The organism is Magnetospirillum sp. ME-1 (assembly GCF_002105535.1).
GTDB lineage: Bacteria > Pseudomonadota > Alphaproteobacteria > Rhodospirillales > Magnetospirillaceae > Phaeospirillum.
Map to the genome: position 1 here is coordinate 2,907,434 of NZ_CP015848.1, position 23,139 is coordinate 2,930,572.

17 protein-coding genes and 1 riboswitch are annotated in these 23,139 nt (G+C 67.0%); of the genes, 16 read left to right on the forward strand and 1 reads right to left on the reverse strand.

Features of this window, described 5'->3' with window-relative positions; genetic code table 11:
* Positions 1-3 precede the first annotated feature (3 nt).
* From WV31_RS13750 to thiC, 12 genes are all read left to right on the forward strand, one after another.
* Entirely contained in the window at positions 4-1,551 is a 1,548-nt protein-coding gene (locus tag WV31_RS13750) for a 3,4-dehydroadipyl-CoA semialdehyde dehydrogenase (protein ID WP_085374103.1), read from the forward strand.
* A gap of 241 nt (positions 1,552-1,792) precedes the next feature.
* Positions 1,793-3,445, forward strand: a complete 1,653-nt coding sequence (gene boxC / locus WV31_RS13755) for a 2,3-epoxybenzoyl-CoA dihydrolase (RefSeq protein WP_085374104.1) — start codon at positions 1,793-1,795, stop codon at positions 3,443-3,445.
* Between the two features lie 5 nt (positions 3,446-3,450).
* A complete protein-coding gene (gene boxB, locus WV31_RS13760; protein WP_085374105.1) occupies positions 3,451-4,872 on the forward strand; it encodes a benzoyl-CoA 2,3-epoxidase subunit BoxB in 1,422 nt (473 codons plus the stop codon).
* Positions 4,873-4,968: 96 nt separating this feature from the next.
* Positions 4,969-6,150, forward strand: a complete 1,182-nt coding sequence (gene boxA, locus WV31_RS13765; RefSeq protein ID WP_085374106.1) for a benzoyl-CoA 2,3-epoxidase subunit BoxA — start codon at positions 4,969-4,971, stop codon at positions 6,148-6,150.
* Complete coding sequence (locus WV31_RS13770) at positions 6,134-6,610, forward strand: acyl-CoA thioesterase (RefSeq protein WP_085374107.1); 477 nt, start codon at positions 6,134-6,136, stop codon at positions 6,608-6,610. The genes boxA and WV31_RS13770 overlap by 17 nt, the downstream gene beginning before the upstream one ends.
* On the forward strand, positions 6,610-7,395 hold the full coding sequence (paaG, locus tag WV31_RS13775) for a 2-(1,2-epoxy-1,2-dihydrophenyl)acetyl-CoA isomerase PaaG (RefSeq protein ID WP_085374108.1): 786 nt from the start codon (positions 6,610-6,612) through the stop codon (positions 7,393-7,395). The genes WV31_RS13770 and paaG overlap by 1 nt, the downstream gene beginning before the upstream one ends.
* A 155-nt stretch (positions 7,396-7,550) precedes the next feature.
* Complete coding sequence (locus WV31_RS13780; protein ID WP_085374109.1) at positions 7,551-9,650, forward strand: thiamine pyrophosphate-dependent enzyme; 2,100 nt, start codon at positions 7,551-7,553, stop codon at positions 9,648-9,650.
* Positions 9,647-11,158 carry an indolepyruvate oxidoreductase subunit beta family protein gene (locus WV31_RS13785; protein ID WP_085374110.1) on the forward strand — a complete coding sequence of 504 codons (1,512 nt, stop codon included), beginning with the start codon at positions 9,647-9,649 and terminating at the stop codon, positions 11,156-11,158. The genes WV31_RS13780 and WV31_RS13785 overlap by 4 nt, the downstream gene beginning before the upstream one ends.
* 119 nt (positions 11,159-11,277) lie before the next feature.
* Positions 11,278-12,213, forward strand: coding sequence for an HlyD family secretion protein (locus WV31_RS13790; protein WP_085374111.1), 936 nt, complete (start codon positions 11,278-11,280; stop codon positions 12,211-12,213).
* Entirely contained in the window at positions 12,210-13,136 is a 927-nt protein-coding gene (locus WV31_RS13795) for an ABC transporter ATP-binding protein (protein ID WP_085374112.1), read from the forward strand. The genes WV31_RS13790 and WV31_RS13795 overlap by 4 nt, the downstream gene beginning before the upstream one ends.
* Positions 13,137-13,257: 121 nt before the next feature.
* On the forward strand, positions 13,258-14,397 hold the full coding sequence (locus WV31_RS13800; RefSeq protein ID WP_085374113.1) for an ABC transporter permease: 1,140 nt from the start codon (positions 13,258-13,260) through the stop codon (positions 14,395-14,397).
* Positions 14,398-14,465: 68 nt separating this feature from the next.
* Positions 14,466-14,575: riboswitch (TPP riboswitch) on the forward strand.
* A 55-nt stretch (positions 14,576-14,630) separates the two neighbouring features.
* The gene (gene thiC / locus WV31_RS13805; protein ID WP_085374114.1) at positions 14,631-16,469 is read left to right on the forward strand and encodes a phosphomethylpyrimidine synthase ThiC; all 1,839 of its coding nucleotides are present in this window, start codon (positions 14,631-14,633) and stop codon (positions 16,467-16,469) included.
* 117 nt (positions 16,470-16,586) lie between these two features.
* Here the strand turns inward: thiC and WV31_RS13810 are convergent, their stop codons facing one another.
* Complete coding sequence (locus WV31_RS13810; protein ID WP_085374115.1) at positions 16,587-17,291, reverse strand: pentapeptide repeat-containing protein; 705 nt, start codon at positions 17,289-17,291, stop codon at positions 16,587-16,589.
* Positions 17,292-17,513: 222 nt separating this feature from the next.
* Between WV31_RS13810 and WV31_RS22675 the strand changes: the two genes are divergently transcribed.
* The 4 genes from WV31_RS22675 to WV31_RS13830 all read left to right on the forward strand — a co-directional run bounded on the left by WV31_RS22675 (position 17,514) and on the right by WV31_RS13830 (position 23,137).
* Positions 17,514-19,934 (forward strand): bacteriohemerythrin, encoded by a 2,421-nt coding sequence (locus WV31_RS22675; RefSeq protein WP_085374116.1) that lies wholly within the window; start codon positions 17,514-17,516, stop codon positions 19,932-19,934.
* 87 nt (positions 19,935-20,021) lie between these two features.
* On the forward strand, positions 20,022-20,909 hold the full coding sequence (locus WV31_RS13820) for a LysR family transcriptional regulator (RefSeq protein WP_085374117.1): 888 nt from the start codon (positions 20,022-20,024) through the stop codon (positions 20,907-20,909).
* Between the two features lie 111 nt (positions 20,910-21,020).
* Positions 21,021-22,112, forward strand: a complete 1,092-nt coding sequence (locus WV31_RS13825) for a 4-oxalomesaconate tautomerase (RefSeq protein ID WP_085374118.1) — start codon at positions 21,021-21,023, stop codon at positions 22,110-22,112.
* Positions 22,109-23,137, forward strand: coding sequence for an amidohydrolase family protein (locus WV31_RS13830; RefSeq protein ID WP_085374119.1), 1,029 nt, complete (start codon positions 22,109-22,111; stop codon positions 23,135-23,137). Before WV31_RS13825 ends, WV31_RS13830 begins: the two co-directional genes overlap by 4 nt.
* Positions 23,138-23,139: the final 2 nt, after the last annotated feature.

Consider the following 23,139-nt stretch of genomic DNA (forward strand, 5'->3'; position numbering starts at 1 on the left):
CCCATGATCCGTTTGCAGAGCTATCTCGCCGGCCGTTGGCAGGACGGCGCCGGTTCGGGCGCGCAACTGAAGGACCCGGTGAGCGGCGAGGTGCTGGCCACCGCGTCCGGCGACGGCCTGGACATGGCTGAAGCCCTGGCCCATGCCCGGACCACGGGCGGCCCGGCGCTGCGTGCGCTGACCTTTGCCCAACGGGCGGGGCTGATCAACGCGGTGGCCGGCGTGCTGGCCGAGAACCGCGAGCGCTACAATTCCATCGCGCTGGCCAATTCCGGCAATACGGCGGTGGATGCGGCGCTCGACGTGGACGGCGGTATCGGCACGCTCAAATACTACGCCTCCATCGGGCGCAAGCTGGGCGAGGCCCGCATCCTGGCCGAGGCCTCCGACGACCAGCTGACCAAGGACGAGGCCTTTCGCGGCCGCCACATCTGGACCAGTTCGGCCCAGGTGGCCGTGCATATCAACGCCTTCAACTTCCCCTCCTGGGGGCTGTGGGAGAAGGCGGCGGTAAGCCTGTTGGCCGGCGTGCCGTTCCTGGCCAAGCCCGCCACCGCCACCTGCTTTCTCGCTTACGAGATGGTCAAGGACGTGGTCGCCGCCGGTGTGCTGCCCGAAGGCGCCCTCTCGCTGCTGTGCGGCGGCGGGCGTGATCTGATGGATCACCTGAAGCCCGGCGACGTGGTGGCCTTCACCGGTTCGGCCGACACCGCCCTTCAACTGCGTTCGCACCCCAACGTCATCGCTTCCAACATCCGCTTCGCGGTGGAGGCGGATTCCTTGAACCTTTGCGCCCTGGGGCCGGACGCCGCGCCCGATTCGGCCGAATTCGCCGCCTTCATCAAGGAAGTATCGCGCGAGATGACCGTCAAGGCCGGGCAGAAATGCACCGCCATCCGCCGGGTGCTGGTGCCGCGTGATCGCACCGACGCGGTGGTCGAGGGGCTGAAAGCCGCCCTGGCCAAGGCGGTGATGGGCGATCCCCGCACCGAGGGCGTGCGCATGGGCCCGCTGGTCAGCCGCTCCCAGGCCCAGGCCGCCTGGGCGGGATTGGCGGCGCTGAAGGCCGAGGCTGAGGTGGTGGCGGGCGGCGGCAACGACGATGGTGGTTGCTTCGTGGCCCCGACGTTGCTGCTGTGCAACGACCCCCTTGCCGCAAAAGCCATTCATGAGATCGAGGTGTTCGGCCCCGTCGCCACCCTGATGCCCTATGACGGCGTCGAGCAGGCGGTGGACCTGGCCCGCAAGGGCGGCGGCTCGCTGGCGGCTTCGGTTTTTTCCAGTGATTCCGCCTTTCTGGTGGGATTCGTCCCGGCCATCGCCACCCATCACGGCCGGGTCCTGGTTGTGGATGGTTCGGTAGCGTCAAGCCATTCCGGCCACGGCGTGGTCATGCCCCATTGCGTCCACGGCGGACCGGGCCGGGCCGGCGGCGGCGAGGAACTGGGGGGATTGCGGGGCTTGCGCTTCTACATGCAGCGCTCGGCCGTCCAGGGCAGCCGGGCCATGCTCGACGCCATGACCGAGGGCGCGGCGGTGGTCGCGCTTTAAAGGTTCCCGTCATCCCGGCCTCGAGCCGGGATCCATCCTGCCGTTTCCCCCTGGGCCCCGGATAGCGCCTCGCGCTTCCGGGGTGACGAAATTTTGGGTGGAAGGGCGCGCCTCGCCTCCCCACATGCAGGATAATGCAAGGCAATCGGCAAAACGGTACTTTAATACCAAATTGCTCTTGCGAACGATTCCAAACCTGCATTATAGTGCATTCAGTCATTCCAACCGAGGCGGCACGCCCATGATCAACTTTCAAACCTCCCCCGAGAGCTACCGGCACTGGAAGCTGTCGTTCGATGGTTCCGTCGCGACGCTGACCATGGACGTGGATCCGGTGTCAACCCTGGCGCCCGGCTACGAGCTCAAGATGAATTCCTATGATCTGGGCGTCGATATCGAGCTGTACGACGCCGTGCAGCGCCTGCGCTTCGAGCATCCGGAAGTGCGCGCCGTGGTGATGGCGTCGGCCAATCCGAAGATCTTCTGCGCCGGCGCCAACATCAAGATGCTGGGCGTCTCCAGCCACGGTCACAAGGTGAACTTCTGCAAGTTCACCAACGAGACCCGCAATTCCATCGAGGACGCCACCGAGAACTCGCGCCAGACGTACTTGTGCGCGGTCAGCGGCACGGCGGCCGGCGGCGGCTACGAACTGGCGCTGGCCACCGACTACATCATGATGGTCGACGACGGCAACACGGCGGTCAGCTTGCCCGAAGTGCCGCTGCTGGCCGTGCTGCCCGGCACCGGCGGGCTGACCCGCGTGGTGGACAAGCGCAAGGTGCGCCGCGATCTGGCCGACATCTTCTGCTCCATCGAGGAAGGCGTGAAGGGCAAGCGCGCCGTGGAATGGCGGCTGGTGGACGAAGTGGTCCCCTCCTCCAAGTTCAAGGCCGCCGTGGCCGAGAAGGCCGCCCAGCTGGCCGCCGGGTCCGACCGCCCGACCACCGAGAAGGGGGTGACGCTGACCCCTGTGGCCCGCGTCATCGATACCGACAAGGTCAGCTATCCCCACATCGACATCGTCTTCGACCGCGAAACGCGGGCCGCCAACATCACGATCAAGGGGCCGAAGGCCGCCTGTCCCGAGGGTCTGGCCGCGATCAAGGCCCTGGGCGTCGACTTCTACCCCCTGGCCCTGGCGCGCGAGCTGGACGACGCCATCCTGCACCTGCGCGCCAACGAGATCACCGTCGCCACCTGGGTGTTCCGCACCCAAGGTGCCAGCGATCTGGTGATGGGCTACGACGCCGCCTTGCAGAAGTTCGGCGCCTCCGACTGGCTGGTGCGCGAAATCCTGCTCTACTGGAAGCGCACCATGAAGCGTCTGGATGTCACCAGCCGCACCCTGTTCGCCCTGGTGGAGCCCGGTTCCTGCTTCGCCGGCTTCGTCGCCGAGATCCTGTTCGCCGCCGACCGCTCGTTCATGCTGGACGGCACCTTCGAGAACAATCCTGCCCCCGAGGCGACCATTCGCCTGTCGGCCTTGAACTTCGACGGGCTGCCCATGGGCAACGGCATCTCGCGCCTCGCCACCCGTTTCCTGGGCGAGCCCGACAGCGTCACCAAGGCCCGTGACGCCATCGGCCAGGATCTGGACGCCGCCGCTGCGGCCCGGTTCGGCCTGGTCACTGGCACTCCCGACGATATCGATTGGGACGACGAGATCCGTCTGATGATCGAGGAGCGGGCCGCCTTCTCGCCCGACTCGCTCACCGGCATGGAGGCCAATCTGCGCTTCGCCGGCCCGGAAACCATGGAAACCAAGATCTTCGGCCGCTTGACCGCCTGGCAGAACTGGATCTTCCAGCGTCCCAACGCCGTCGGTGACGGCGGAGCGCTGAAGCTCTACGGCACCGGCAAGCGCGCAGCCTACAATCAGGAAAGGGTGTAACCGTCATGTCCTCGATCAATTACGCCGAAAAGATCCCCAACAACGTCAACCTGTCCGAGGACCGGAAGCTGCAGCGCGCCCTGGAATCCTGGCAGCCCCACTATATCGACTGGTGGAAGGAGATGGGGCCCGAGGGCACCAGCACTTCCGAGGTCTACCTGCGCACCGCCATCTCGGCCGAGCCCGACGGCTGGGCCCAGTTCGGCCACGTCAAGATGGAGGATTACCGCTGGGGCATCTTCCTCGCCCCGCCGGAGAAGGACCGCAAGGTCAATTTCGGCGCCCACAAGGGCGAGGACGCCTGGCAGGAGGTGCCCGGCGAGTACCGCGCCATGCTGCGCCGCCTGATCACCGTCCAGGGCGATACCGAGCCGGCCTCGGTGGAGCAGCAGCGCCTCTTGGGCAAGTGCTGCCCCTCGCTCTACGACCTGCGCAACCTGTTCCAGGTCAATGTGGAGGAAGGCCGCCACCTGTGGGCCATGGTCTATCTGCTGCACGCCCATTTCGGCAAGGACGGGCGCGAAGAGGCCGAGGAGATGCTGCAGCGCCGCTCGGGCGACGAGGACAAGCCGCGCATCCTGGGGGCCTTCAACGAGAAGACCGCCGACTGGCTGGCCTTCTTCATGTTCACCTTCATCACCGACCGCGACGGCAAGTACCAGCTGTGCGCGCTGGCCGAATCCGGCTTCGATCCCCTGTCGCGGTCCTGCCGCTTCATGCTGACCGAGGAAGCCCACCACATGTTCGTGGGTGAATCGGGCGTGGGCCGCATCATCGAGCGCGCCTGCCAGGTGATGAAGGAGAACCGCACCGACGACGTGAGGAAGTTCGGCGTCATCGACCTGCCCACCATCCAGCGCTACCTCAACTTCCACTACTCGGTGACCTCGGACCTTTACGGCGCCGAAGTCTCCACCAACGCGGCGACCTCGTACAACATGGGCCTCAAGGGCCGCTTCGAGGAAACCAAGATCGGCGACGACCACCAGCTGGAGAACACCACCTACTCGGTGCTGCATCCGGTGAACGGCGGCTTCCAGGCCATCGAGGTCCCGGCCCTGAACGCGTTGAACGAGCGCCTGCGCCTGGACTGGGCCGAGGACGTGGCCAAGGGCGTCGAGCGCTGGAACAAGATCATCGCCAAGTACGGCATCGACTTCAGGCTGACCCTTCCCCACCTGGCCTTCAACCGCGCCATCGGCCACTTCTCCGATATCGCGGTCGATCCCTCGGGCAAGGTCATCTCGACGGAAGAGTTCGCGCGCCGCCGCGACGAGTGGCTGCCGTCCCAGTCCGACCTGGCCTATGTCCAGTCGCTGATGGGCGGCGCGGTGACCCAGCCCGGCAAGTTCGCCAACTGGATCGCTCCGCCGGCCAGGGGCATCAACAACCAGGCGGTGGATTTCGACTACGTGCGGTTTGCCTGAACTCCAAACATCGTCACCCCCGGGCTTGGCCCGGGGGTCCATGGATGGCCGGGTCAAGCCCGGCCATGACGGACAAGAACAACAGGAAGGGTCGCCATGGAACTGAAGCGCCAGCATCTCATCGACCCGGTGGTCTGCATCCGCTGCAACACCTGCGAGGAAACCTGCCCCCAGGACGCCATCACCCATGACCGCAACAACTATGTGGTGATGGCCGAGAAGTGCAATTTCTGCCGCGCCTGCGTCTCGCCGTGCCCCACCGGGGCCATCGACAACTGGCTGCTGGTGTCCCGGCCCTGGAGCATCGACGACCAGTTCGGCTGGGAGGAATTGCCGGTGGGCGAGAGCGGACCCGGCGAGGCCGAGGCCGCCCCCCTGCCGCCCGAGGAGGTGAGCGACCTGCTGGCCGCCGCCACGCAGACCACGGGGCCAATGGTGCCGCCGCCCGCCAGCGCCGCCAAGCCCTACACCAACCTCTATTCCCGCGAGACCCCGGTGACCGCCCGCGTCGCCGGCAACATGCGCATCACCGGCGACGGCACCGAATCCGACATCCACCACGTGGTGCTCGATTTTCAGCACAACGCCTTCCCCTTCCTGGAAGGCCAGAGCATCGGCATCGTGCCGCCGGGCACCGACGCCAAGGGCCGCGCCTACAACATCCGGCTTTATTCCATCGCCAGCCCCCGGGAAGGCGAGCGCACCGGCTTCAACAATCTGGCGCTGACGGTGAAAAGGGTGCCGGGCGGGGTGGGCTCCAACTATGTCTGCGACCTGAAGAAGGGCGACGAGGTCCAAGTGGCCGGGCCCTTCGGCCAGGCCTTCCTGATGCCCGACGATCCGCAAGCCAACATCATCATGATCTGCACCGGCACGGGTGCGGCGCCGTTCAGGGGCTTTACCGAGCGCCGGCGGCGCAATGCCCAGGATGCCACGGGCAAGCTGATGCTGTTCTTCGGGGCCCGCACGCCGGAAGAGCTGCCCTATTTCGGGCCGCTGATGAAACTGCCCAAAAGCCTGATCGACGTGAACCTGGCCTTCTCGCGGGTTCCCGACCGGCCCAAGCAATACGTCCAGGACAAGCTGCGCGAGCGGGCCGACGAACTGGCCGCCCTGCTGGGATCGGACAAGACCCATGTGTTCATCTGCGGCCTGAAGGGCATGGAGCAGGGCTGTGACGAGGCCTTCGCCGATATCTGCCGCCTGCACGGCCTGGACTGGGCGGGCCTGCGGCCCAGGATGCGCGAAGAAGGGCGCTACCATGTCGAAACCTACTGAGTTCGAGGAGATCGAGGCCATCGAGGGCGGCGTCTTCATCCATCGTCGCCGGGTCCATTTCGGCGACTCGGATGCGGCGCGCATCGTCTACACGCCGCGCTTCCTGGAATACGCCATGGAGGCGCTGGAGGTCTTCATGGCCGACGTCATCGGCTATGACTGGTACACCATCAACAAGGAGCACGGCTTCGGCACGCCCTTCGTCAAGATCGGCATGGAGATCAAGGCCCCGTTGCGCCCCGGTGACCGGGTGGACATCGCGGTGCTGGTGGACAAGGTGGGCGGCTCCTCCATCCATTTCCGCACCATCGGCAAGCGGGCGGACGACGTGGTGGCTTTCGAGACCAGCTTCGTCTGCGTCGTCGCCGATCAGGAAAAGGTGAAGGCGGTTCCCATGCCCGGCCCCATGCGGGCGCGCCTCGAAGCCTATCGCGCCCAACTGGCGGAGGCCGCCGCATAATGACCGAGACGATTCTGGTCGCCCGTTCCGGCGACGTCACCACCATCACCTTGAACCGTCCCGAACGCATCAACGCCTTCAACGTGGCCATGCACGGCGCGTTGCGCTCCGCCATCGCCCATGTGGCGGAGGACGGTACCCGCTGTCTGGTGATCACCGGGGCGGGCCGGGGCTTTTGCGCCGGCCAGGATCTGTCCGACCGGGTGTCGAAGCCCGGTGATCCGCCCCCCGACCTGGGGGAATCGCTGGACGCCCGCTACAACCCGCTGATCCGCAGCCTGAAGGCTCTGCCCATGCCGGTGATCGCCGCCGTCAACGGCATCGCCGCCGGCGCCGGGGCCAATCTGGCCCTGGCCTCGGACATCGTGGTGGCGGCCAGATCCGCCGCCTTCGTCCAGAGTTTCTGCAAGGTGGGCCTGGTCCCCGATTCGGGCGGCACCTGGACCCTGCCGCGTCTGGTGGGCAACGCCCGGGCCACGGCGCTGATGATGCTGGGCGACAAGGTGACCGCCGAGCAGGCCGCCCAGTGGGGCATGATCTGGCAATGTGTCGATGACGATAAGCTCCTGCCCGTCGTGCTGGCCATGGCCGCCCGGCTGGCGGCCCAGCCGACAAAGGGCCTCGCTTTGATGAAGAAGGCCCTGGCCCGCTCGGGCGCCAATACCCTGGATGCCCAGCTGGACCTGGAGCGCGATCTCCAGGCCGAGGCGGGGCGCACCCACGACTATGCCGAGGGGGTGCGGGCCTTCATGGAAAAGCGCCCGCCCAGGTTCGGGGGGCGGTGAATAATTGGGCGGCAATTCCCATATGACGACTGTCATCCCGAGCGAAGCCGAGGGATCTCCGTCCGACGAGATGGTGCGGAATCGGAAAAGTCGTACCGGGCGGAGATTCCTCCTCCCGATGGCCGTCGGAATGACAAGGCGACAAGGAGGGCGGCATGGCCGAACGGTCGTTCCAGCATGAAATAGGATTGCTGCGCTTAGGCGAAGGAGAGACCTTCCGGGGCGAGGGCATTCTGGCCGTCACCAAGGCGTTGCTGCAATCGGGCGTCACCTATGTGGGCGGCTACCAGGGCGCGCCCGTCTCCCATCTGATGGACGTGCTGATCGACGCCGAGGATTTGCTGGGCGAGCTGGGCGTGCATGTGGAAGCCGCCACCAACGAAGCCGGCGCCGCCGCCCTGCTGGCCGCCTCGCTGGCCTATCCCGTGCGGGGTGCCGTCACCTGGAAGTCGGTGGTGGGCACCAACGTGGCCTCGGATGCCCTGTCCAACCTGGCCTCGCCCGGCGTCATCGGCGGCGCGCTGATCATCATCGGCGAGGATTACGGCGACGGGGCCAGCGTCATCCAGGAGCGCAGCCACGCCTTCGCCATGAAGTCGTCCCTGTGGCTGTTGGACCCGCGCCCCCATTTGCCCACCATCGTCCACATGGTGGAGAAGGGCTTCGAACTGTCGGAAGCCAGCAACACGCCGGTGATGGTGGAGTTGCGCATCAAGGCCTGCCATGTCACCGGCAGCTTCAAGACCAAGGCCAACAGGCCGGGCGCGGCGCTGCAGGCCCCCGCCGCCTTCGATTACGGGCGGCTGTCCCATCCGCCCAGCACCTTCGCCCACGAGGAGGCCAAGGTGGCGCATCGCCTGCCGGCGGCCAGGGCCTTCATCCGCGAGCATAAGCTCAACGAAACGTTCCCCGGCAGCCGTTCGGATGTGGGCATCATCGTCCAGGGCGGCCTTTACAATTCCCTGATGCGGGCGCTGGCCAAGCTGGGTCTGGCCGACGCGCTGGGCCATTCCCAGATCCCCATCTACTGCCTCAACGTCACCTGGCCGCTGGTGCCGGAAGAAGTTTCGGAATTCTGCGCCGGCAAGGACGCGGTGCTGATGGTCGAGGAAGGCACGCCGGAATATCTGGAGCAGACCCTGTCGCTGATGATGCGTCAGGCCGATATCCAGACCAAGCTTTCGGGCAAGGACTGCCTGCCCCAGGCCGGCGAGTACACCGCCGACGTGCTGGCCGCCGGGCTGGCCAAGTTCCTGGGCTCGGAACCCGCCCAGGCCATCGTCAACAGGGTTGACGAGCGGCGCAAGGCCGCCTCCACCCTGCTGGACAAGGAGCTGCCCGGCCGTCCGCCCGGCTTTTGCACCGGCTGTCCCGAGCGCCCGGTGTTCAGCGCCCTGAAGCTGGCCCAGAAGGAGGTGGGGCAGACTCACGTTTCCGCCGATATCGGCTGCCATTCCTTCGGCACCCTGCCGCCCTTTTCCATGGGCAACTCCATCCTAGGCTTCGGCATGAGCCTCGCCTCTTCGGCGGCGGTGGGCGCGGTCACCGGCAAGCGCCCCGTTGCGGTGATGGGCGACGGCGGCTTCTGGCACAACGGCATCATTTCGGGCGTCGCCGGCAATCTCTTCAACAAGGGCGACGGGGTGCTGGTCATCTTGCAGAACGGCTACACCTCGGCGACGGGACAGCAGTTCATGCCCTCGACGCTGGCCGAGGGGCATCGCAACGAAACCCCCATGGACATCGAGGCGACGCTGAAGGTCATGGGGGTGACGTGGCTGAGGAAGGTGCGCTCCTACTCGGTCGCCACCATGCGCGAAACGCTGAAGGACGCCATCAAGGGAGCGGGCAAGGGCCTGCGCGTCATCATCGCCGACGGCGAATGCCAACTGGCCCGCCAGCGAAGGGTGAAGGCCGAGGACGCCGCCAGGCTGAAGGCGGGGGAACGGGTGGTGCGGGTGCGCTACGGCGTCGACGACGACATCTGTTCCGGCGACCACGCCTGCATCCGGCTGTCGGGCTGCCCGTCGCTGACCATCAAGCCCAACCCCGACCCGTTAAGGGACGATCCGGTGGCCTCGGTGATCCAGTCCTGCGTCGGCTGCGGCCTGTGCGGCGAGGTGGCCCACGCCGCAGCACTCTGTCCCTCCTTCTGGCGGGCCGAGGTGATCTCGAACCCCACTCGCTTCGACCTCTGGCTGGACGGAGTACGCCGCCGGGTGATCGGCTGGATGCAGGGGAGGGCCGGCGCATGAGCCGGGTCCAACGTCCCCTGTGCCTGGTCGTCGCCGCCATGGGCGGCGAGGGCGGCGGCGTGCTCACCGACTGGATCGTCGAGGCGGCCAACGCCTCGGGCCTCGCGGTGCAGAGCACTTCGGTGCCGGGCGTCGCCCAGCGCACCGGCGCCACCACCTATTACGTCGAGATCTTCCCCACCCCCCTGGCCGAGCTGGGCGATGCCGAGCCCATCCTGGCCCTGTCGCCATCGGCGGGCGAGGTGGATCTGATCGTCGCCACCGAGCTGATGGAGGCGGCGCGCAGCGTGACGCGGGGCTGGTCCGACCCTGAGCGCACCCATCTGATCGCCTCGACCCACCGCGTCCACGCGGTGGCCGAGAAGATGGAGATGGGCGACGGCCGCTATGAGTCCGAGCAATTGCTGGCCGCCATCGCCGCCGGCACAAGCGACCGCCTGCTGTTCGACATGGAACAGGCGGCGAGGCAGGCGGGCTGCGTCATCAACGCCGTGCTGCTGGGCGCGGTGGCGGGCAGCGGCCGTCTGCCCATCGCGCCGGAAACCTTCGAGGCGCAGATCGTCGCCTCGGGCAAGGCGGTGGAAAGCAACCTGAAGGGCTTCCGCCTCGGTCTGGCGGCGGCCCAGGGCGAGGTCCCCGCCGCCGCGCCCGCCTCCCACAAGCGCCCCCATGCCGACGTGGCGGGGGCCGAGGCGGTGTTCGCCCGGCTCGACACCCTGCCGCCATCGGCCCGCGCCGTGGCCGCAGAGGGCGTGAAGCGTCTGGTCGCCTATCAGGATGCCCGCTACGCCCGCCTTTACGCCGAGCGGCTGGAAGCCCTGGCCGCTGTCACCGGCGACGAGGCTTTGCTGGCCCGCGTCGCCAAGTATCTGGCGGTGCGCATGAGCTTCGAGGACGTCATCCATGTGGCGCGCCTCAAGACCGCGCCCGAGCGCCTGGAGCGCATCCGCGCCGAAATCGCCGCCCGGCCCGGCCAGCCGGTGGTGGTCAAGGATTTCCTCAAGCCCGGACTGGAGGAGGTCTGCGCCCTGCTGCCCGGCTTCCTGGCGCGACCCATCCTCGATGCCGCCCACCGGGGCGGCTGGGCCGACAAGGTCGCCTGGGGACGCCAGGTCAACGCCAACGGCATCCTGGGCTATCTCTCGCTGCGCCTGCTGGCGGGGTTGAAGCCCTGGCGGCGCTTCTCCCACCGCTTCGCCCAGGAGCAGGCGGGGATCGAGGACTGGCTGGCCGCGGTGAGCGCGGCGGCCCGCCTGTCGCCCGCCTTAGGAGTCGAAGTGGCAGACTGCGCCCGCCTGATCAAGGGCTATGGCGAGACCTGGAGGCGCGGCACCGCCAACTTCCAGCGCATCCGCGACTCGGTCATCGCGCCCGCCGCCGCCGGACGCTGGCCGCTGGCCTTCGCGCTCGACGCCGTCGCCAACGCGCGGGCCGCCGCCCTGGCCGACCCGGAAGGCGCACGCCTGGACCGCACCCTGGCCGCCATCGCGGAGAAGGCGGCGGCCTGAGGGCGGTGTTCAAGCCCTTTGTCCCAGTGTATTTTCTCGTCATTGCCGGGCGTGACCCGGCAATCCATGGATGCCCGGGTCAAGCCCGGGCATGACGAAGAAAAGTAGTGCCGTCCGTGATGAAACCCCTGGCCGCCTGCCTCCTCTGCCTGCTGCCCGCCCTCGCATTGGCCGAGCCCCTGCGCCTGCAGGGCTATGCCGAGGGGGAATACGTGCGCATCGGCCCCACCGGCTCCGGTCTCCTGGCCCAGGTGATGGTGAAGGACGGCGATCGGGTGGCGTCAGGCGCGCCGCTGTTCGCGCTGGATACCGTCATCGAGCGCGCCGCCCGCGATCAGGCCAAAGCCGATCTGGAGCGGGCCGAGGCGCAACTGGCCGATCTGCATAAGGGCAAGCGGCCCGACGAACTGAAATCCATCGCCGAGCAGAAGGCCCAGGCCGAAGCGGCGCTCAGGCTGTCCGAGGTGACGCTGAAGCGCCAGGACGCCCTGGCGCGGGCCGATTTCGCCTCGCGGGCCAAGCTGGATGAGGCCCGCGCCGCGCTGGAGCGCGACCGCGCCCAGGTCAGGCGCCTGGAGGCCGAGTACCGCACCGCGCTCCTGGGCGCCCGGCCCGACGAGATCGCGGCCCAGGACGCCCTGGTGGGCCAGAAGCGCCTGGAACTGGCCAAGGCGGAAAAGCGTCTGGCCGACCTCGCGCCCTCGGCCCCCACCGACGCACTGGTGGAGAAGGTCTATTACCGCCCCGGCGAATTCGTGCCGGCAGGAGGGCCGGTGGTGTCGCTGCTGCCGCCCGGCAACGTCAAGCTGGTGTTCTTTCTCCCTGAGCCCCGGCTCGGCGCGCTGAAGGTGGGCGACGCAATCGGCTATGGCTGTGACCGCTGCGCGGCCGGAGAGGCGAAGGTGAGCTTCATCGCCGCCCAGGCGGAATACACGCCGCCGGTCATCTATTCGGTGGAAAGCCGGGACAAGCTGGTGTTCCGCGTCGAAGCCCGAGGCGCGGGGCTGGCCGTCAATCCCGGCCAGCCGGTGGATGTCGTGGTGCCGGGAAAGTGAGCGCGGCGGCGGCCATCGACGTCCAAGGACTGGAAAAGCGTTTTTCCGGCCGCGCCGTGGTCCGCGACTTCTCCATTCTGGTCCCAAAGGGTCGCATCTTCGGCTTCCTGGGGCCCAACGGCTCGGGCAAGACCACCACCATCCGCATGCTGTGCGGGTTGCTGACCCCCGATGCGGGACGCGGCACCTGCCTCGGTCTCGACATTCTGCGCCAGTCGGACGAGATCAAGCGCCGGGTCGGCTACATGACCCAGAAGTTCTCGTTCTACGAGGACCTGACCATCGCCGAGAACCTGGATTTCGTCGCCCGCGTCTACGGCCTCGACCGCCGTAAGCGGCGGGTTGACGAAGCGCTGGAGGGATTGGGGCTGGCCGAGCGCCGCCGCCAACTGGCCGGAACCCTGTCGGGGGGCTGGAAACAGCGTCTGGCCCTGGCCGCCTGCGTGCTGCACGAGCCCGAGCTGCTGCTGCTCGACGAGCCCACCGCGGGCGTCGATCCCAAGGCGCGGCGCGATTTCTGGGACCACATCCACCGGCTGGCCGCCGACGGCATGACCGTGCTGGTCAGCACCCATTACATGGACGAGGCCGAGCGCTGCCACGAGATCAGCTACCTGGCCTATGGACGCCTGATGGTGCGGGGCACGGTGGCCGAGGTGATCAAGGGCTCGGGGCTGGTGACCTGGCTGGTGGAAGGCGACGGCGCCGACCGGCTGGCGTCTTCCATGGAGGGGCGGCCCGGCATCGCCATGGCGGCGCCCTTCGGCAACGCGCTGCATGTGAGCGGCACCAATTCAGCGGAGTTGGAAGCCGCCATCGCGCCCTGGCGCCACCAGCCCAATCTGGTGTGGAGCCGCACCGAGCCCAGCCTGGAGGATGTGTTCATCCACCTGATGGGCCAGGCGGAGGACAATTTCCGATGAGATGGCATTGTCATCCCGAGCCTCGGCGAGGGATCTCGTCCTGGCGTGGCTTTTCCGGGCCGGCACCATCGGAGCAGGCGGAGATTCCTCGGCTGCGCCTCGGAATGACACGGAGGCGTGGATGACGCCGTCTGCTCTGTCCTGGTCGCGGCTGATGGCGGTGATGATCAAGGAGGTCATCCAGATGCGGCGCGACCGCCTGACCTTCGCCATGATGGTCGCCGTGCCGCTGCTGCAACTGGTGCTGTTCGGTTACGCCATCAATTCCGATCCCAAGGCGCTGCCCACCCTGGTCAACGTGCAGGAGGCCGGTCCCTTCGCCCGTGCCCTGGTGGCGGGGTTGGGCAATTCCTCGTATTTCCGGGTGGTGGGCGAGGTCCGCTCGGAAGCCGAGGCCGAACGCTGGCTGGCCACCGGCGACGCCCAGTTCGTGGTGACCATTCCGGCGGGGTTCGAGGCCGCCCTGGTGCGCGGTGAGCGCCCCGCATTGCTGCTGGAAGCCGACGCCACCGACCCGGCCTCGGCCTCCAACGCGGTGGCCGCCGCCGCCGCCCTGGTGCGCAACGTCTTCGACGCCGAACTGTCCGGGCCGCTGGCCCATCTCAAGACCCCGCCCGATCCCGTCGACCTGCGCGTCCACCGGCGCTACAACCCCGAAGGCATCACCCAGTACAACATCGTGCCCGGTCTGATGGGGGTGATCCTCACCATGACCATGGTCATGATGACGGCATTGGCGGTGACGCGCGAACGCGAGCGCGGCACCATGGAGAACCTGCTGGCCATGCCGGTGCGCCCCCTGGAGGTGATGGTGGGCAAGATCCTGCCCTATATCGGGGTGGGCTACGTCCAGGTGGTGGTGATCGTCGCCTCGGGCCGCTGGCTGTTCGGGGTGCCGCTGATGGGCAGCCTGACCCTGCTCTCGGTGGCGCTGCTGCTGTTCATCGCGTCCAACCTGACGGTGGGCTTCACCTTTTCCACCGTGGCCCGCAACCAGTTGCAGGCCATGCAGATGAGTTTCTTCTTCTTCCTGCCCTCCATCCTGCTGTCGGGTTTCATGTTCCCGTTCCGCGGCATGCCGGTCTGGGCCCAGTGGATCGGCGAGATCTTTCCGCTCACCCATTTTCTGCGCGTGGTGCGCGGCATTCTGCTCAAGGGCAACGGCGTGGCCGAGATCTGGCCCGAGATGTGGCCGATCATCGCCTTCGTGCTGATCAGCGCCGCGCTGGCCATGAAGCAGTATCGCCAGACCCTGGATTAACCAATCCCGGCGGTAAAGTAAGGTCTTGCAAAGCTTGACTTCCGGGGCGGGACAAGCCCAATCTTTGCATCTTTCCGAAGGGGAGCCCTTTAGGGGGCTGAGAGGCCGGACCATGCGCCGGCGACCCTTGGAACCTGATCCGGGTCATTCCGGCGAAGGGATCGGACCTTATCCAAGCTTCCGCCCGCCTTTCGCCCGGACCCTGCCCGCCGCCCAAGCGAGGAAGCACGCCGATGTCCGAGTCCGCCCTGAAGATCACCACCGGCCCGCTGCCGGGATCGCGCAAGATTTACGTCGAGGGGTCGCGCCCCGACATCCGGGTGGCCATGCGCGAGATCGACCAGACGCCGGGCTGCGGCGAGCCGCCGGTGCGGGTCTACGACTGTTCCGGTCCCTACACCGATCCGGCCCTGTCGGTGGACATCACCAAGGGCGTGCCGCGCCTGCGCGAGCAGTGGATCCTGGAACGCGGCGATGTCGAGCATTACGAGGGCCGCGCCCACAAGCCCGAGGATGACGGCCTGAAGCCCGGTGAGACCATCGGCGTGCCGGTGTTCGACCGCGCCGCGCTGGGCCTGCGCCCCCTTCGTGCCAAGGCGGGCAAGGCGCCGACCCAACTGGCCTATGCCCGGGCCGGCATCATCACGCCCGAGATGGAATACGTGGCCATCCGCGAGAACATGAAGCGGGCCGAGCTTCACGCCCAGATCGTGCGCGATGGCGAGGATTTCGGCGCCGACATCCCCGACGAGGTGACGCCGGAATTCGTGCGCGCCGAGATCGCGCGCGGCCGCGCCGTGCTGCCGGCCAACGTCAATCACCCGGAAGCCGAGCCCATGATCATCGGGCGCAACTTCCTCACCAAGATCAACGCCAATATCGGCAATTCCGCCGTGGCCTCCTCGGTGGAGGAGGAGGTGGAGAAGATGGTGTGGGCCACCCGCTGGGGCGCCGACACCGTCATGGACCTGTCGACGGGCCGCCACATTCACGCCACCCGCGAATGGATCATCCGCAACAGCCCCGTTCCCATCGGCACCGTGCCCATCTATCAGGCGCTGGAGAAGGTGGACGGCAAGGCCGAGGAACTGACCTGGGAGATCTTCCGCGACACCCTGATCGAGCAGGCCGAGCAGGGGGTGGACTATTTCACCATCCATGCCGGCGTGCTGCTGCGCTACATCCCGCTGACGGCGAAGCGGACCACCGGCATCGTGTCGCGCGGCGGCTCGATCATGGCCAAGTGGTGCCTGGCGCATCACAAGGAGAACTTCCTCTACACCAACTTCGAGGAAATCTGCGAACTGCTGAAGGCCTATGACGTGGGCTTCTCGCTGGGCGACGGGTTGCGGCCCGGCTCCATCGCCGACGCCAACGACGCCGCCCAGTTCGGCGAGTTGGAGACCCTGGGCGAGCTGACCCACAAGGCCTGGGCCCACGACTGCCAGGTGATCATCGAAGGCCCCGGCCACGTGCCCATGCACAAGATCAAGAAGAACGTGGAGAAGCAGATCGAGCTGTGCGGCGAAGCGCCGTTCTACACCCTCGGGCCGCTGGTCACCGACATCGCGCCGGGCTACGACCACATCACCTCGGCCATCGGCGCGGCCATGATCGGCTGGTTCGGCACCGCCATGCTCTGCTACGTCACGCCCAAGGAGCATCTGGGCCTGCCCGACAAGCAGGATGTGCGCGAAGGCGTGGTCACCTACAAGCTGGCCGCCCATGCCGCCGACCTGGCCAAGGGTCATCCCGGCGCCCAGGTGCGCGACAACGCGCTGTCCCGCGCCCGTTTCGAGTTCCGCTGGAAGGACCAGTTCAACCTGTCGCTGGACCCGGAGAAGGCGCTGGCCTTCCACGACCAGCACCTGCCGGCGGAAGGTGCCAAGCTGGCTCATTTCTGCTCCATGTGCGGCCCGAAATTCTGCTCCATGAAGATCAGCCAGGAGGTGCGCGACTTCGCCGCCGAACAGGGCATGGCCGAGATGAGCGAGAAGTTCGTGGCCGAGGGCGCCGAGATCTACCACACCGAACCGTCGGGTGCGCAAGCCGCCAAGCCGGCGGCGGAGTAGAAGTCTTCATGTCATTCTGAGCGTAGCGAAGAATCTCCGTTTGAACGGCGCAGCCGAAGTGGCCACGCCATGTCAGGCGGAGATTCCTCCTCCCGATGGTCGTCGGAATGACAGCGTTTACCGCCTCTCCTCGGCGGCGAACAGGATCGCCAGGGTCTCGGTCACCCCGGGCGGCACGTTGCGCGCGCCGTCGAATACCGTGTGCAGCAGGTCGGCCTTGGCGAAGTCGGCCCCGTCCAGCTCGGCCCGCACGAAGCGGGCGAAGCGGGCCGAGGCCCCCGACAGCCGCGTGCCCCGAAGATTGGCGTCGGTGAAGTCGGCCCCTTCGGCGGCCGCACCGGTCATGTCGGCGCCCGAAAGGTCGGTGCCCACCAGCTTTGCCTCCTCGAACACTCCGCGCAGCATGTAGACGCCCGACAGCCTGGCCCCCGAAAGATCGGCCCGTTCCATCAGCACGTCCTTGAGATAGGCGCCCTTGAAGTCGGCCCCCGCCAGCCTTGTGCCGATCAGGTTGGCTCCGAACAGATAGGTGTCGGTGAGGTCGGCCCCGCCCATCTCCGCCCCGTCGAAGGTGGCGTGGAACAGGTCGGCTCCGGCGAACACCGCGCCCTTGAGGCTGGCTCCGCCCAGATTGGCCCATTTCAGGTTGGCCTTGGCGAAGCGGACGCCGTCCAGCCTTGCCCCGCGCAGATCGGCGTTTTCCAGCATGGCGCCGGAAAAATCGCAGGTCCTGAGGTCGGCGCCGGGCGCCGGGCGGCATTGGGCGCTCGCCTCGCCCGCCCACAGCAGCAGGATCATCGACAGCTGACAGATTCGCCGCATTGCTCCCTCCCGCGGATATGGGCGATTCCTCACATGGAGGGGCGGGCGGGAGCCTTAAAGGGGCATATGGCGGAAATGTTATGAAGATTTGTTTGAACTCATTCCAAAATGCGCACATTTGCGGATTACCTTGTCCGGGCGCAAGGCCTATCCTAAAGAAATAGATTGCTATCAATGCATATGCAATTAGACAGAGACATCGCTTCTTTTGGGGGTGCGATCATGGCTAGTCTCAATGTTTCCGGGCGAATCTACGCGGGTTTTGGCCTGATCGTCGTACTTCTGCTTGCCCTGGCGGGGCTTTCCATTTCGACCCTGGGCTCGTCGAAAGCGCAGATCGACAGATATGCCGGTGTTTCCGACAACGCCCAGCGGGTCTTGAGCGTCAACGGCAACTTCGCCAATATCCGCCGCAACGTCATCATCTTCGCCGACAATGCCGATGCGAAGGCGCTGGAACAGATCCGCAGGATCCAGCCGCTCATCGCCAAGACCCTGCCCGAGGCCATCGCCGCCACCGCGGATCCCACCCGCAAGGCCAGCCTGACCAAGATGCAGGAGCTGTTCACCGCCTACATGGCCGGTTTCGACAAGGTGGCGGAGCTGCGCAAGACCAAGCTGGAGCTGGTCGAGGGGCGCATGAACGTGCTCGGCGTGGCGGCCCGCAAGGACTTGAGCCATATCATCAAGACCGCCATGGATGACGGCGATTACGAGGCCGCCGCCCTGGCCGGGGTGGCGCAGGAATCCCTGATGCTGGCCCGGGTCAACGCCATCAAGTATCTGGCCGATCCCAGCGACGACCTGGTCAAGGTGGCCGAAAAGGAGGTGGCCGACTTCGTCAAGGAGGCGGAATCTCTGACCAAGCGGCTGCGCAACCCCGAGCGCAGGCGTCTGGCCGCCGAGGCCGAGGCCAACGCCAAGGCCTACAGCGCCGCCTTCGCCCAGGTGGTGGTCGCCACCCATGCCCTCGACACGCTGGTGTTCAAGGACATGGCCGCCCTCGCCGCCCAGTATGCCGAGCTGGCGGAGCAGACCGTCAAGTCCCAGGACGAGGCCATGCACCACCAGAAGGAGGACACCGAGGCCGGCATGTCGCGCAGCTCGACCATCACCTGGACGGGATCGGCCATCGCCGTCGGCCTGGCCGTGCTGCTGTCCTGGCTGATCGCCCGCTCCATCGTGGTGCCGCTGGCCGCCATGACCGGGGCCATGACCGAATTGTCCAAGGGCAACAAGACCGTGGACATTCCGGCGCGCGAACGCACCGACGAGATCGGCGCCATGGCCCAGGCCATGGAGATCTTCAAGGAAAACACCTTGAAGATGGACAAGCTGCAGGCCGAGCAGGAGGCCAACAAGGCCAAGGCCGAGGCCGACCGCAAGGCGGCGCTGCATCACATGGCCGACACCTTCGAGGAAAGCGTCGGCAAGGTGGTGCAGACGGTGACCTCGGCCGCCACCGAGCTGCAGGGCGCCTCCAGCCAGATGGCCGGCACCGCCCACGAGACCAGCGCCCAGGCCACCACCGTCGCCTCGGCGGCGACCCAGGCCTCGGCCAATGTGGAGACGGTGGCCGCCGCCACCGAGGAGCTGGCCGCCTCCATCTCGGAAATCGCCAAGCAGGTGGAGCGGTCCCAGGCCGTCGCCAGCCGGGCCGAGCAGGAGGCCGACAACACCACCAACCAGGTGCGCGCCCTGTCCGAGAATGTCGGCCGCATCGGCGAGGTGGTGGTGCTGATCAACGACATCGCCGCGCAAACCAACCTCCTGGCGCTCAACGCCACCATCGAGGCGGCCAGGGCCGGCGACGCCGGCAAGGGCTTTGCCGTGGTGGCCAACGAGGTGAAGAACCTCGCCAACCAGACCGCCAAGGCCACCGACGAGATCGCCAGCCAGATCAAGGCGGTGCAGGAAGGCACCGGCAATGCGGTGAAGGCCATCGACGTCATCTCCAAGGTCATCTCGGAAATGGGCGAGATCAGTGCCTCGGTGGCGTCCGCCGTGCAGGAACAGACCGCCGCCACCGCCGAGATCGCCCGCAACGTGGAGCAGGCCGCCGCCGGCACCGCCGAGGTGTCGAGCAACATCAACTCGGTGGAACAGGCCGCGCGCGAGACCGGCCACGCCGCCGAGCAGATCAGCGAATCGGCCACCGACCTGTCCAAGCAGGCTGAGTATCTGCGTGCCGAGGTCGCCCGCTTCCTGCATCAGGTGCGCGCCGACAAGGCCGACATGAAGATCCTGGAATGGGACAACGCGCTCAACACCGGCGTGGCCTCCATCGACCGCCATCACCAGGACATGTATGCCGAGATCAACCGCTTCTACGGCGAGATGATGAGCGGCAACGGCGCCGCCGCCATCCAGGGCATCCTGGCCCAGGTGGCCAAGTCCTTCGAGCCCCACTTCCGGGACGAGGAAGAGGTGATGACCCGCAACGCCTATCCGGGCCTGGACGAGCATCGCCGCCGCCACCGCGAATTCCTCGACAAGTTCGAGGGCCTGAAGCGCGAGGTGGAGGCCGGCAAGGACGGTGCCACCGGCAAGCTGTTCCAGTTCGTCGCCGGCTGGCTGAAGGACCATATCCGCCACGAGGACGGCAAGATCGCCACCTTCCTGCGCGACAAGAAGGTGGCCTAGCGTCCTTTCATGACGGCGCCCCCGGATTTGCTCCGGGGGGCGGCCCGTGAGATCATGCCTGGACCCCGCGTCCGAAAAGGCGAACCCTTGAACCTCAAGCAGCTGGAATATTTCGTCCGCGTCGCCGAGCTGGGCAGTTTCAGCAAGGCGGCCATGGTCTTGGACATCGCCCAGCCCGCTTTGTCGCGGCAGGTGCGCCAGCTGGAAGCCGACCTTGCCACCAATCTCTTGATCCGCACCGGGCGCGGCGTGGCCTTGACCGAGGCCGGGTCGCGGCTGTTCGAGCATGCGGTGGGCATCCTGCAATCGGTGGAGCGCGCCACCGAGGATATGGAATCGGCGCGCGGCGAGCCTTCGGGGCGCATCGTCGTCGGCCTGCCGCCCAGCATCGGGCGCCGTCTGATCCTGCCCCTGGTGGAAGGCTTCCGCGCCACCCTGCCCAAGGCCCGCCTCGCCGTGGTCGAGGGCCTGTCCACCCACGTCACCGAATGGATCGCCACCGGCCGGGTCGATCTGGGCCTGGTCCACAATCCCGAGCCCAATCCGGCCATCGAGGTGTCGCGCCTGCTCGACGAGCCCCTGGGGCTGGTCGGCCCGGCCGGCGAGGGGCCTCCGACGCTGCGCTGGGCCGAACTGGGGGCCTATCCCCTGATCCTGCCCGAACGTTCCCATGCCATGCGCAAGCTGCTGGAGACCCAGGCGGCCTTTGCCGGGGTGCGGCTGAAAGTGGTGATGGAGGTGTCGTCCATCCCCTCCATCCTCGATCTGGTGGCCGCCGGCCACGGCCATGCGGTGCTGACCGAGACGGCGCTGGAATCGTGGCGGCGCGCCGGCGATTTCAGCCTGCGCCGTCTGGTGGACCCGTCGGTGGCCAGCACCTTGTTCCTGGCGGTCTCGGCCCACAAGCCCATCACCCCGCTGGGACGGCGCGCCATGGCGCTGTTGCGCGATTTGGTCAAAACCGAAATTGGCTGAAACCGTTCCAGTTATAGCAACTTGCTATAGCTGAAAGTGCCCCCGGGGGGCTTGGTGGGCGGGCGCGGTTTTGTCACCATGGCAGGGTCGAACGCTGGGAGGCCCGACACCATGCAGACCTCGATTCCTTGCCTGTTCATGCGCGGCGGCACGTCCCGCGGGCCGTTCTTCGCCGAAAGCGACCTGCCGGCGGACATCGCGCTCAGGGACAAGGTGTTGCTGGCGGTGATGGGCTCGCCCCATGCGCGCCAGATCGACGGGCTGGGCGGCGGCCATCCCCTGACCTCCAAGGTCGGCATCGTGCGGCCCGGCACTGCGCCGGGAATCGACCTCGACTTTCTGTTCGCCCAGTTGCAGCCCGAAAAGGAGACGGTCGACACCACCCCCAATTGCGGCAACATGCTGGCCGCCGTGGTGCCCTTCGCCCTGGAACGTGGGCTGGTGGCGCCCCAGGGCGAGACCACCACGCTGCGCGTGCTGACGCTCAACACCGGCATGGCCTGCGACATCACCGTCCAGACTCCCGGCGGCCGGGTGGAGTACGAGGGGTGCGCCCGCATCGACGGAGTGCCCGGCACGTCGGCGCCCATCGCCATCAACTTCCTCGACACCGCCGGCTCCGTCTGTTCCGGCCTGCTGCCCACCGGCCGGGTCAAGGACATGATCGACGGGCTGGAGGTCACCTGCATCGACAACGGCATGCCCATGGTGCTGTTCCGGGCCGCCGACATGGGTCGCACGGGCTTGGAAAGCGTCGAGGCGCTCAATGCCGACACCGAGCTGAAGACCCGCATCGAGGCGCTGCGCCTGATGGCCGGGCACCTGATGGGCCTGGGCAACGTGGCCGAGAAGAATTACCCCAAGATGTGCCTGATCGCGCCCCCGGCCCAGGGCGGCGCGGTGGGAACCCGCTGCTTCATTCCCCATGTCTGTCATGACGCCATCGGCGTGCTGGCCGCCGTGACGGTGGCCACCGCCTGCGTGCTGAAGGGCAGCGTCGCCGATGGGTTGGCCCAGGTGCCGGCGGGCGCGGTGAAGACCATCGCCGTCGAGCACCCCACCGGCGAGTTCAGCGTCGAGCTGGAGCTCGATCCGCAAGACCCGCAGAAGGTCGTCCGCGCCGCGCTTTTGCGCACCGCGCGTCTGCTCATGAAGGGCGAGGTGATGATCCCCGCCTCCGTCTGGGAAGGAAAACCCGCATGATCATCGACATTCACGGCCATTACACCACCGCGCCCAAGGCGCTGGAGGAGTGGCGCAACCGCCAGATCGCCGGCCTCAAGGATCCCAGCCAGGCCCCCAAGGTCGCGGAGTTGAACATCAGCGACGACGATTTGCGCGAAACCATCGAGACCAACCAGCTGGCCAAGATGAGGGAGCGGGGCTCCGACCTCACCATCTTCTCGCCCAGGGCCAGCTTCATGGCGCACCATATCGGCGACTTCCAGACCAGCTCCACCTGGGCCGCCATCTGCAACGAGCTGTGCGCCCGCGTGGCCAGGCTGTTTCCCGACAATTTCATCGGCGCGGCCATGTTGCCGCAAAGCCCCGGAATCGACCCCAAGACCTGCGTCCCCGAGATTGAGAAGTGCGTGAAGGAATACGGCTTCGTCGCCATCAACCTCAATCCCGATCCGTCCGGCGGGCACTGGACCTCGCCGCCGCTTTCGGACCGGCACTGGTACCCCATCTACGAGGCCATGGTGGAATACGGCCTGCCCGCCATGATCCACGTGTCCACCTCGTGCAATGCCTGCTTCCACACCACGGGGGCCCATTACCTCAACGCCGACACCACGGCGTTCATGCAGTGCCTGACCTCGGACCTGTTCAAGGACTTCCCGGACCTCAAGTTCATCATTCCCCACGGCGGCGGGGCGGTGCCCTATCACTGGGGCCGCTTTCGGGGTCTGGCCCAGGAGCTGAAGAAGCCCCTGTTGCGCGACCATCTCTTGAACAACATCTTCTTCGACACCTGCGTCTACCACCAGCCGGGCATCGACCTGCTGACCAAGGTGATCCCGGTGGACAACATCCTGTTCGCCTCGGAAATGATCGGCGCGGTCAGGGGCATCGATCCCGAAACCGGGCATTATTACGACGACACCAAGCGCTACATCGAGGCGACGCTGAACCTGTCGGCGGAAGACCGCTTCAAGGTCTACGAGGGCAACGCGCGGCGCGTCTATCCCCGCCTGGATGCGGCGTTGAAGGCGAAGGGGCTTTAGAT